We start from the raw sequence: 12204 nt of genomic DNA on the forward strand, positions 1-12204 counted from the left end.
GTTGTTGCCCATGCTGGGCACACACAAAAAAATAAGAGAAAGCAAAATTTGCTTTCTCTTATTTCTTTAAACTTATAACAATTTTTCTGAAAGGTTCTTCACCTTCACTATATGAGTTAATATCAGTATATTCTTGTAGTGCTGAATGAATTATTCTTCTTTCATAAGGGTTCATTGGTTCTAACCTATATGGTCTACCTGATTTTCTAACCTTAGCTGCTGTTTTTTGAGCAACTCTTATTAAAGTTTCTTCTCTTTTCTTTCTATAGTTTTCTGCATCCAATACAACTCTCTTGTATGGATTACTATGGTTTTTATTTACTACTAACGAAACTAAATATTGTAGAGAATCTAAAGTTTCTCCTCTATACCCTATTGCTAATCCCATTTTAGGACCTGATAAATTAATGTTAATAACATCATTTACATCATTAATAGCAATTTCAGCTTCAATTCCCATAGCTTTTAAAACATTCTCTAAGAATTGTTTTGTATCATCTACTATATCCGGTTTTTTTACTACTTTAACTCTTGCTGGCTTAGCGCCTATTAGATTAAATAATCCCTTACTTCCCTCATCAAGTATTTCAACATCAACTTTATCTTCTGTTAGCTTTAATTGTAGTAAAGCATTTTTTAATGCTTCTTCTACGGTTTTACCCGTCATTTCTATTACTTTCATACCCTATTCACCACCTAGAAAATATGATAATTATCTCTTTTTAGTTTTTGGTGTAGATTTTTTAGCTTTCTCTATTTGAGCTGCAGCCTTTTTCTCTTCTTCAATTTTCTTTTTCTTCATTGATGGTAAGTAATTTAAGAAATAAGTTTGAATTAATTGAATTACTCCACCAGTTATCCAATAAATTATAAGTATTGGTTGGAATTGAAGAGCCATGAATCCCATCATACCTGACATCATTATATTCATAGTACTCATATTCATACCACCTTCTTGTTGTGGCATTGATTTACTTAATAATAATGATGGAATATATGTGCTTAATGCTGCTAATATTGCTAATATTATTGAAACAAATCCTATTTTAGGTATTCCAAATATATCTGGAATAAATAAAAATGATGTATCTGCACCTGGAGATGCTGTTATATTTCTAAACACACCATATAATGCAAATAATATTGGCAATGGTAATAAAGATGGTAAACATCCTCCAAACATACTAACATTATTTTCTTTCATCAACTTAGAAGTTTCTAATTGTAACTTCTGAGGATCATTAGCATATTTAGTTTGTAATTTTTTCATTTCTGGTTGAATTTCTTGCATTTTGGCATTTGATTTTGTTGCCTTAATATTAAGAGGTAATATTAATAATCTAATTATTGCTGTAAAAACTATAATAGCTAATACGTATGAAACCCCTTCTTTTTCTTCTGGTACCCCTAACGATTCAATTAAATCATGCAAAGCATTGAACATCGATGTCATTGCACTTACAATTGCATTCCACATTCTTAATAGCCTCCTTATTTTACCGGATCGTATCCTCCATTTTTGTTAAAAGGATTACACCTTAAAATTCTCTTTATAGATAAAAATCCTCCCTTTAAAGCCCCATATTTAGTGATGGCTTCAACTGCATACTCAGAACATGTAGGTACAAATATACACCTTCTTGGTCGCATAGGAGAATAATATTTCTGATATAGCTTTATTAATGTTAAAAGCATTTTTTTCATTTTATATATATTCCTGCCTTTTTAAATAAGTTTATCATAGCAGCTTCCACATCGCTATATTTTTTTTCATTAATAGAGGTTCTGGCTACAAAAACAAAATCATATCCTTTTTTTACATCTTCTCTATTTAATCTATAGCTCTCAGAAATAAGCCTCTTACTTCTACTTCTAACTACACTATTTCCAACTTTCTTACTTACAGAAATACCTACTTTATTATAAGGTAATTTTTCATCATCTATATTTTTCTTATTATTAAAGACATATAGAACTAATAAATTGTTAGCATAGGATTTTCCTCTCCTATAAACAAGTCTAAACTCTGTATTCTTTCTTAATTTATATATCATAAGTATTAATAGATCTCCTTAAATTCCTGCATTTGCAGAAAAAAGGCCACAAAGTGCGGCCCTTATGCTGTTAATTTTTTTCTACCTTTTTGTCTTCTTCTCTTAAGAACAGTTCTTCCTGAAGCAGTGCTCATTCTTTTTCTGAAACCATGTTCTTTTTTTCTTTGTCTCTTTTTTGGTTGGTATGTCATGAACATTCAAATACACCCCCTTTGAGTGAATTATTTATAGTAAAAACTATATCTCTCAAAAATAAATTTACCTTATTATTATATATACTTAACTTTTTACTGTCAATATGAATTAAATTCCGTAAACCTGTTGATAATTTTATACACAGTTTATTTTTTGTGGATAACTTATTGATAACTTATGTTAACTTGTGATATTATTAAGTATAAGTGTGAATAAATATGTGCATAACTTAACTTATCCACATTTGTGGATTATTCTGTGTATAACTTGTTCGTTTTTTCTGGATAACTTCGTATTTCGTATATATTATTATCATTTTTAGGGCATTTATTCCTGTTAATAATATCAAGGTTTATATTAATCATAATTGTGGATAACTATATTATGACTATTTTATCTACAGAATTATTAACATGTGATTAACTTTTTTCAACATTTATCAACAAATTTTTTTCTGTGACTAATTTTGTTGATATCCTGTTTATAATTTTTTTAATTTCTTTTTTTGGAGGATACTAAAATGGAGACTGATCTTAAAGAACTATGGGAAAAAACATTAAATATTATTAAGGGTGAATTAACTGAGGTTAGCTTTAACACTTGGATTAAGAGTTGTGAACCTATATCTATATCATCTAATACTATAAAAATCAGTGTCCCTAATTCCTTCACTCAAGATATATTGGAAAAAAGATATAAAGACTTAGTTATAAATTCAATTGAGGTCGCATGTTCTAAAACTTACAACTTAGAATTTTTAATTGCTTCTGAAATTCAAGACGCTGAAGAGCTAGAAGAGAAGACAAAGCAACCAAAAAAGGACAATATGACAGTAGTTGTTAATGATGAAATGTCTAGTACATTAAATCCTAAATATACTTTCAATTCCTTTGTAATTGGTAATAGCAATAGATTTGCTCATGCTGCATCACTTGCAGTTGCTGAGTCTCCGGCTAAAGCTTATAATCCGCTTTTCATTTATGGAGGTGTAGGACTAGGAAAAACTCACTTAATGCATGCAATTGGACACTATATTCTTCAAAATAATCCAAATGCTAAAGTTGTTTATGTTTCATCAGAAAAATTTACAAACGAATTAATTAATGCAATAAAAGATGATAAAAACGAAGAATTCAGAACTAAATATAGAAGTGTTGACGTTCTTTTAATAGATGATATTCAATTTATTGCTGGTAAGGAAAGAACTCAAGAAGAGTTTTTCCATACTTTTAATACACTGCACGAAGCAAATAAGCAAATAATTTTATCATCTGATAGACCACCTAAAGAAATACCAACACTAGAAGACAGACTACGTTCAAGATTCGAATGGGGACTTATTGCAGATATTCAAGCTCCAGATTTTGAAACTAGAATGGCTATATTAAAGAAAAAAGCCGATGTAGAAAAATTAAATGTTCCAAATGAAGTAATGGTTTATATAGCAACTAAGATTAAATCAAATATTAGAGAACTTGAAGGTGCTTTAATTAGAATAGTTGCTTATTCGTCATTAACAAATAGAGAAATAACAGTTGATTTAGCTAGTGAAGCTTTAAAAGATATAATTTCAAACAAACAAAATAAAAGTATAACTATAGACTTAATTCAAGATGTAGTAGCTACGTACTTTAATTTAAGAGTTGAAGATTTAAAATCACAAAGAAGAACTAGGAATGTAGCTTACCCTAGACAAATAGCTATGTATCTTAGCAGAAAACTTACAGATATGTCATTACCTAAGATTGGCGAAGAATTTGGTGGTCGTGATCATACAACTGTTATACATGCTTATGAAAAAATATCCGAAAGTTTAAATCGTGATGAGAGCTTAGAACATACATTAAATGATATCACCAAAAAGCTAACACAAAAATAATCAACAACTGTACATAACTACCGGTGAATTGTTTGTGGATAAGTTTCTTTTTACTCTTTCGATGTGGATACTGTGGATAAGAGTGCATTTTTGTTACCAACTTATCCACAGTATTTTTTACACAAATTTTATTGTAAAATAAGGGCTAGAAGTACTTATCCACATATCCACACGCCCTACTACTACTGTTATTATTATTTTTATTATTTATCTATATATATATTGTTATCAATTCAATGTGTATAACTTAGGAGGTAAGATTAAAATTATGAACATAATATGCTCAAAACAAAAATTACAAGAAGGTATTTCTATAGTTACTAAAGCTATTACTGGAAAAACAACAATGCCTATACTAGAAGGTATTTACATAGAAGCTAATAAAGAAGGTCTTACTCTTATTGGTTCAGATATGGATGTTAGTATAGAAACTAAGGTTGAAGCAGATGTTATCCAAGAAGGTAGTATCGTAATTGATGCAAAAATATTTGCAGAAATCATTAGAAAATTACCTAATTCAGATGTAAAAATTGAAATAGCAGAAAATGATTTAATTCAAATTACATGTGAAAAGTCAGTATTTAACTTAGTTTTCATGAATTCTAGTGATTACCCTGCACTACCTAACATAAATGAAGATGTTACAGTTGAAGTACCTCAAAACATATTAAAAAATATGATAAAGGGAACTTCTTTTGCTATAGCTCAAGATGAAGCTAGACCTATTTTACAAGGTATTCTTTTTGAAGTAAAAAATAAAGAATTAAACCTAGTTGCTTTAGATGGTTACAGATTAGCAGTTAGAAGTGAATTATTAGATCTTGATGATAACATAGAAGTTGTTATTCCTGGTAAAACTTTAAATGAAGTTTCTAAGATTTTAGAAGACAACGAAGAAATATTAAAAATTACATTTACCCACAACCATATACTATTTAATGTGGATAACACAAAAATTATATCAAGACTTCTAGATGGGAAATTTGTTAACTATTTATCTCTTTTACCACAAGAGTATAAATTATTAGTTAATATTAAAAAGCAAGATTTCCAAAATGGATTAGAAAGAGCATCTTTAATGGCTAAGGATGGAAACAGTAATTTAATAAAATTAGATGTTCAAGAAGAGAGTTTAATTATCACTTCTAATTCTCAATTGGGAAAAGTGAGAGAAGAAGTTAGTGCTAATCTGCAAGGGGAAGGAATACAAATTGCATTTAATTCAAGATATCTCTTAGATGTTCTTAAAAATATGGAAGAAGAAGATATTGTTATAGAAATGACTTCAAGTGTTAGTCCATGTGTAATAAAAGGCAAAAATGGGAATAATGCTAAATACTTGGTTTTACCAGTTAGATTAGTTAGATAGGAGGATTTTGTATAAATATTCGAATGTTATACAAAAAAGCTTTATGATTGAAATAGAAATAACAACAGAATTTATAAAATTAGATTCATTTTTAAAATTTTCAGGTGCAGCTTCATTAGGTTCTGAAGCAAAAATGTATATTTTAGATGAACTTGTAAAAGTAAATGGAGAAATTTGCACACAAAGAGGAAAAAAATTATACAAGGGTGACGTAGTAGAGTTTAATGGTGATACCTTTAAGGTAGTATAATAACTATTTTATTGTAATTAGTTAACTTTAGTATGTTATAATTAAGGGTGTTTAAGATGTTTATTAAAAGATTGCAAATGCTTAATTATAGAAATTATAATGTGTTGGATATCAGTTTAGGTCAAAATGTTAATGTTTTTATGGGAGATAATGCTCAAGGAAAAACTAACATATTAGAGGGTATATACTACTGTGCTTTTGCAAGGTCTCATAGAACGTCAAAGGATAGAGAACTTATCAAATGGAATTCTGACAATGCACTTTTAAGTGTTACTGTTGGTAGAGAAAGATTAGATAAGAGAATTGATATAAGCATTCTTAAAGACGGAAAAAAAGCAATACAGATTAACAAGGTTAAAATTAAAAAAATTGGAGAATTGTTCGGAAATTTTAATGTTGTAATGTTTTCTCCAGAAGATTTAAAAATAATTAAGGATTCTCCTGGTGTGAGAAGAAAATTCATAGATATGGAATTATGTCAGCTAGATGCTAAATATTATTATAATCTTGTTCAATACAATAAAGTTTTGAATGAAAGAAATACTATTTTACGAAATAGAAGCATTAATAAAGATATTTTAGATGTATATGATATGCAATTGGTTGAATTTGGATATAATATAATAGTAGAGAGACTTAAATATATAGAAAAATTAAATAAATACTCTGCTAAAATTCATGCTGACATAACTTCAGGAAAAGAAAAAATAGAATTTAAATATATTAGTACTATTAAAGACTTAGAAAATATTAAAGAAAGTTTTTATTCACTTTTAGAAAAAAATAGAGCTAGAGATAGTGAGAGAGGAATAACTTCTGTTGGTCCTCACAGAGATGATTTTATGGTTTTAATAAATGATATTGATACTAAAAGTTATGGATCACAGGGGCAACAGAGAACAGCTGTCTTAACTATTAAATTTTCATCATTAAAAATAATTAAAGAACTTACAGGTGAACATCCTGTATTGTTATTAGATGATGTATTATCAGAGCTTGATTTTAGCAGAAAGAGATATATTTTAAGTACTATAGGTGATATACAAACAATAATTACATGTACTGGAATAGAAGATTTATATGAATATCTAGATGATAAATCTAAAGTTTTTAAGGTTAAGGATGGAGAAATTCTAAATTAAAGGAGGAGTTCTTATGTTTTTACATTTAGGAGAAAATGTAGTTGTACCAATAAAAGATGTAATTGGTATATTTGATTTACAAACATCAATGTATGGTTCAGATACAATATCTTTTTTAAGAATGGCTGAAGAAGACGGATTTGTTGAAAGAATTTCAAAGGAAAGTCCTAAATCATTTGTTATTGCAGAAGTAAATAAAATGAGTAAGGTTTATTTATCACCAATCTCATCATCTACTTTAACGAAAAGAACAAATATTGATTATAATCCTTGAGTCCAATATTTAGCCTTCATACGTTAATATAAATCAAATTATAAGGAGGAGTTTATGTTGGAAGAAAATAAGCAAAGTTATGATGAAAGTCAGATTCAGGTTTTAGAAGGTTTAGAAGCTGTTAGAAAAAGACCAGGAATGTACATAGGTACTACTAGTTCAAGAGGACTTCATCATTTAGTATACGAAATAGTTGATAATAGTATTGATGAAGCACTTGCTGGATTTTGTAAAAACATAAAAGTTACTATAAATGAGGATAACTCAATTACAGTAATTGATGATGGTAGAGGTATGCCAGTTGGTTTACATCCTAAAATGGGGAAATCTACTGTTGAAGTAATTATGACAGTATTACATGCTGGTGGTAAATTTGGAGGCGGAGGATACAAAGTATCTGGTGGTCTTCATGGTGTTGGTGCATCTGTTGTTAATGCTTTATCTGAATATTGTGAAGTAACAGTAACAAGAGAAGGATATGTATGGCAACAAAAATATTCAAGAGGAAATGTTCTTTGTGATTTAACTAAAATTGGTGAAGATGACGGACATGGAACTAAAGTAGTATTTAAGCCAGACCATGAAATATTTGAAACAACTGAATTTGAGTTTGAAATATTATCAAGTAGATTAAGAGAGTTAGCATTCCTTAACAAAGGAATTTGTATAACTCTAGAAGATAAAAGAGAAGAAGAAGAAAAGATAGAAAAGTATCACTATGAAGGTGGTATAAAAGAATTCGTTTCTTACTTAAACAGAAATAAAGAAGTATTACATGAATCTCCTATTTATGTTGAAGGAGAAAAAGATGGTATCATAGCAGAAATTGCTCTGCAATACAATGACGGATATAATGAGAACTTATATTCTTTTGCAAATAATATAGATACTATAGAAGGGGGAACTCACTTAGCTGGTTTTAAATCTGCTTTAACTAGAGCAATAAATGATTATGCTAAGAGGTTTGGCCATATAAAGGAAAATGATAAAAATCTTTCAGGTGATGATGCAAGGGAAGGGCTTACAGCTGTTATTTCAGTAAAGATATCTGAACCACAATTTGAAGGGCAAACGAAAACTAAGCTAGGTAATTCAGAGGTAAGAGGAGTTGTAGATTCTATAGTTGCTGAAGGTGTAAGTATTTTCTTAGAAGAAAATCCAGCTGTAGGTAAGATTATTATAGATAAAGCATTAATGGCTGCAAGAGCTAGAGATGCAGCTAGAAAGGCAAGAGAGCTTACAAGAAAATCTGTACTAGAAAGATCAACACTTCCTGGAAAGCTTGCGGATTGTTCATCAAAGGATCCAGCAGAATGTGAAATCTATATAGTCGAAGGAGATTCAGCAGGAGGTTCTGCAAAGCAAGGAAGAGATAGAAAATTCCAAGCAATATTACCTTTAAGAGGTAAGATACTTAACGTTGAAAAACAAAGACTAGATAGAATTCTTAATTCAGATACAATAAGATCTATGATTACTGCTTTTGGTGCAGGAATAGGAAAAGATTTTGATGAAGAAAAATTAAGATATAATAGAATAATAATTATGACCGATGCCGATGTTGATGGAGCGCATATAAGAACTCTATTATTAACATTCTTCTATAGATACATGAGACCACTAATAGATGGAGGACATGTATATATAGCGCAACCACCATTATATAAAGTTAGTAAGGGCAAAAAAGAAAGTTATGCATATACTGATGAAGAACTTGATAGTATCTTAGAAGAGTTTGGTGGAAAAGATAATTCAACAAATATTCAAAGATATAAAGGTCTTGGAGAAATGAATGCAACTCAATTATGGGATACAACAATGGATCCAGAACATAGAATTCTTAAAAAGGCAAGTGTAAGTGATGCAATTGCTGCAGATGAAATATTTACTATCTTAATGGGAGATAAGGTTGAACCAAGAAGAGAATTTATTCAAAAGAATGCTAGCAAAATAAGCAATTTAGATATTTAGTACTAAGGTATTTAGTATTAGTTGAGGTGAGTACATGAACTTAAATGAGGGAAAATTTATACATGTAGATATAAATAAAGAAATGAAACAATGCTATATCGATTATGCTATGAGTGTAATTGTTGGGCGTGCTCTTCCAGATGTAAGGGATGGTCTTAAGCCAGTTCATAGAAGAATTCTTTATGCAATGCAAGAGTTAGGACTAGAACCAAATAAAGGATACAGAAAATGTGCCAGAATAGTTGGGGAAGTTTTAGGTAAGTACCATCCACATGGTGATTCATCTGTTTATGATGCGTTAGTAAGAATGGCTCAAGATTTCTCAATGAGATATATGCTTGTTGATGGTCATGGAAACTTTGGTTCTGTGGACGGTGATAGTGCAGCGGCAATGAGATATACAGAAGCAAAGATGAATAAAATAGCAGTAGAAATGCTTAGAGATATAAATAAGAATACTGTTGATTTTATGCCAAACTTTGACGGTGAAGAACAAGAACCTGTAGTTTTACCTTCAAGATATCCTAATCTTTTAGTTAATGGATCATCAGGTATAGCTGTTGGTATGGCTACTAATATACCACCGCATAACCTAGGTGAAGTTATAGATGGAACTATAATGTTAATAGATAATCCAGAAACTACTGGATTAGAACTTATGACATGTATCAAGGGACCAGACTTCCCAACAGGTGGAATTATCATGGGTAAATCAGGAATAAGAGCTGCCTATGAGACTGGTAAAGGTAAAGTTGTAGTTAGAGCTAAAACTGAAATAGAAGAAGAAAATGGAAGACACAAAATAATAGTTACTGAAATTCCATATCAAGTTAATAAAGCTAAGCTTATCGAAAATATAGCGGATTTAGTTAAAGATAAAAAAATTGTTGGAATATCAGACTTAAGAGATGAATCTGACAGAGAAGGTATGAGAATAGTAATAGAGCTTAAGAAGGATGCAAATCCTAATATAGTTTTAAACCTATTATTTAAGCATACAAAAATGCAAGATACCTTTGGAATAATAATGTTAGCGCTAGTTAATAATGAGCCACAAATTTTAAGTTTAAAGCAAATATTAAGTAATTATATAGAGTTCCAAAAAGAAGTTGTTACTAGAAGAACTATATTTGAACTTGAAAAAGCTCAAGCTAGAGCTCATATACTAGAAGGTTTAAGAATAGCATTAGATAATATTGATGAAGTTATAAGTATTATTAGAAGTTCTAAAACTGGAGAAATAGCAAAAAATACTTTAATCGAAAGATTTGGATTATCTGAAAAGCAAGCAATTGCTATTTTAGAAATGAGATTAAGAAGATTAACAGGATTAGAAAGAGATAAGATTGAAGAAGAATATAATGAGCTAATGAAGCTTATAAATTACTTAAATTCAATTCTTGCAAGTGAAGAAAAATTATTAAGTGTAATTAAAGAAGAATTACTTGAAATAAAAGCAAGATATAACGATGAAAGAAGAACTCAAATTGAAAAAATCGTTAATGATATAGATATTGAGGATCTAATTCAAGAGGAAGAAACTGTTGTTACTTTAACTCATTCAGGATATATAAAGAGAATATCAGCTGATACATATTCAGCTCAAAGAAGAGGTGGAAGAGGAATACAAGCAATGGCTACAAAAGAAGATGACTTTGTAGAACATGTTTTAGTAACTTCAACTCACTCAGATGTATTATTCTTTACTAATAGAGGTAGAGTATATAAGAAGAGAGCTTACGAAATACCTGATGCTGGAAGAACTGCAAAGGGTACTAATATAATAAATCTTATACAAATAGAACAAGACGAAAGAATAGAAACAGTACTAACGGTTAGAGATAATACTGCTGAAGGTTACTTATTTATGGCAACTAAACAAGGTCTTGTTAAGAAGACTCCATTATCAGAGTTTAAGAACCTAAGAAAGAGCGGACTTATTGCTATTAACTTAAGAGAAGGAGATGAACTTCTTAAGGTTAAAGTAACAAGAGGAGATGCAGATATAATAATAGTTTCTCAAGATGGTAATGCAATTAAGTTTAATGAAAAAGATGTAAGACCAATGGGAAGAACTGCATCAGGGGTTAAGTCTATGAACTTAAGAGAAGATGATGTAGCTGTATGTATGGATATAGCAGTAGATAATGAAGATTTATTAGTTATTAGTGAAAATGGATTTGGTAAGAGAACACCATTAACTGAGTATAAGAGACAAAATAGAGGTGGTGTTGGTCTTATAACTTATAAGATAAGTGAAAAGACTGGTAAGGTTATAGGGGCTACTGTTTGTAAGCCAGAAGATGAGTTAATGCTTATAAATACAAGTGGTATTGCAATTAGAATAAATGTTTCAGATATTTCAGTAACTAGCAGATCAGCAATGGGAGTTACATTAATGAGAACTTCTGAAGAAGAAAAAATTGTAGCTATAGCTAAAATTGCTGGTACAGATGATGAAGAAAAGGATGAGCAATTATCATTAGATGACTGTGTTGATAATGAAGTAGCTGTTGAGGAAAAGGATACTAGTTTAGATAGATTAGTTGAAGAGGCTATGAAGGAAGATACAGAAGAATAGAAATAAGAAAAGATGTGAGGCTTAGATTTTTAAATCTAAATCTTGCATCTTTATTTTTTATGGAGAAATAAAGTAAAAGTTGTTAATACAATTAAGAAATTATAGAAAATAGGTATAAACGATGAGAGATATTAAGCTATTTATTGTTAGAAATTGATATAATTCAAGTAAAAAGCATATAAAATGGCTAAATATATTAATACTCTGAACCAAGTGTATCAATAATATAAAAACAAAGAAAAATAAAGAAAAACAACGTATTATTAGAATAATTCATCTTAATAACAAAATATAATTTAAAGTATTTTTAGATTAATGATAAGATAGTCTTCGTCGCTGATGAGCGCTACAAAAACTTGAAAAAACATTTTGTTGACAAGTATAGCGTGAGGTGATAAGATAAATCTCGTCGCTAACGACAGACTGAAAAAACTTTTTTAAAAAGTTGTTGACAGGGGTCGAAAGTAGTGATAAGATAAAGAAGTCGCT

At 29.5% G+C, this 12204-nt stretch carries 12 protein-coding genes; 7 read left to right on the forward strand and 5 right to left on the reverse strand.

Annotated elements, in window-relative coordinates; translation table 11 throughout:
* Positions 1 to 58: 58 nt before the first annotated feature.
* The 5 genes from jag to rpmH all read right to left on the reverse strand — a co-directional run bounded on the left by jag (position 59) and on the right by rpmH (position 2251).
* Positions 59 to 682 (reverse strand): RNA-binding cell elongation regulator Jag/EloR, encoded by a 624-nt coding sequence (gene jag, locus HMPREF0216_RS06630; protein ID WP_005212797.1) that lies wholly within the window; start codon positions 680 to 682, stop codon positions 59 to 61.
* A 30-nt stretch (positions 683 to 712) separates the two neighbouring features.
* Positions 713 to 1477: a membrane protein insertase YidC gene (yidC, locus tag HMPREF0216_RS06635; RefSeq protein WP_005212798.1), complete on the reverse strand. Its 765-nt coding sequence runs from the start codon at positions 1475 to 1477 to the stop codon at positions 713 to 715.
* Between the two features lie 14 nt (positions 1478 to 1491).
* Complete coding sequence (gene yidD / locus HMPREF0216_RS06640; RefSeq protein ID WP_005212799.1) at positions 1492 to 1704, reverse strand: membrane protein insertion efficiency factor YidD; 213 nt, start codon at positions 1702 to 1704, stop codon at positions 1492 to 1494.
* Positions 1701 to 2054 carry a ribonuclease P protein component gene (rnpA, locus tag HMPREF0216_RS06645; RefSeq protein ID WP_005212800.1) on the reverse strand — a complete coding sequence of 118 codons (354 nt, stop codon included), beginning with the start codon at positions 2052 to 2054 and terminating at the stop codon, positions 1701 to 1703. The genes yidD and rnpA overlap by 4 nt, the downstream gene beginning before the upstream one ends.
* A gap of 62 nt (positions 2055 to 2116) precedes the next feature.
* Complete coding sequence (gene rpmH, locus HMPREF0216_RS18110) at positions 2117 to 2251, reverse strand: 50S ribosomal protein L34 (RefSeq protein ID WP_032116814.1); 135 nt, start codon at positions 2249 to 2251, stop codon at positions 2117 to 2119.
* 518 nt (positions 2252 to 2769) lie between these two features.
* Here rpmH and dnaA point away from each other — a divergent pair.
* The 7 genes from dnaA to gyrA all read left to right on the forward strand — a co-directional run bounded on the left by dnaA (position 2770) and on the right by gyrA (position 11715).
* Entirely contained in the window at positions 2770 to 4128 is a 1359-nt protein-coding gene (dnaA, locus tag HMPREF0216_RS06655) for a chromosomal replication initiator protein DnaA (RefSeq protein WP_005212802.1), read from the forward strand.
* Positions 4129 to 4396: 268 nt separating this feature from the next.
* Positions 4397 to 5497, forward strand: coding sequence for a DNA polymerase III subunit beta (gene dnaN / locus HMPREF0216_RS06660; RefSeq protein ID WP_040419249.1), 1101 nt, complete (start codon positions 4397 to 4399; stop codon positions 5495 to 5497).
* Between the two features lie 43 nt (positions 5498 to 5540).
* Entirely contained in the window at positions 5541 to 5747 is a 207-nt protein-coding gene (locus tag HMPREF0216_RS06665) for an RNA-binding S4 domain-containing protein (protein ID WP_005212806.1), read from the forward strand.
* Between the two features lie 56 nt (positions 5748 to 5803).
* Positions 5804 to 6889 carry a DNA replication/repair protein RecF gene (gene recF, locus HMPREF0216_RS06670; protein WP_005212808.1) on the forward strand — a complete coding sequence of 362 codons (1086 nt, stop codon included), beginning with the start codon at positions 5804 to 5806 and terminating at the stop codon, positions 6887 to 6889.
* Between the two features lie 13 nt (positions 6890 to 6902).
* Positions 6903 to 7163, forward strand: coding sequence for an extracellular matrix regulator RemB (gene remB / locus HMPREF0216_RS06675; protein ID WP_005212810.1), 261 nt, complete (start codon positions 6903 to 6905; stop codon positions 7161 to 7163).
* A gap of 54 nt (positions 7164 to 7217) precedes the next feature.
* The gene (gene gyrB, locus HMPREF0216_RS06680; RefSeq protein WP_005212811.1) at positions 7218 to 9134 is read left to right on the forward strand and encodes a DNA topoisomerase (ATP-hydrolyzing) subunit B; all 1917 of its coding nucleotides are present in this window, start codon (positions 7218 to 7220) and stop codon (positions 9132 to 9134) included.
* Positions 9135 to 9168: 34 nt separating this feature from the next.
* Positions 9169 to 11715, forward strand: coding sequence for a DNA gyrase subunit A (gene gyrA / locus HMPREF0216_RS06685; RefSeq protein WP_005212812.1), 2547 nt, complete (start codon positions 9169 to 9171; stop codon positions 11713 to 11715).
* Positions 11716 to 12204: the final 489 nt, after the last annotated feature.

The sequence above is a fragment of the Clostridium celatum DSM 1785 genome, from assembly GCF_000320405.1.
Taxonomy (GTDB): domain Bacteria; phylum Bacillota; class Clostridia; order Clostridiales; family Clostridiaceae; genus Clostridium; species Clostridium celatum.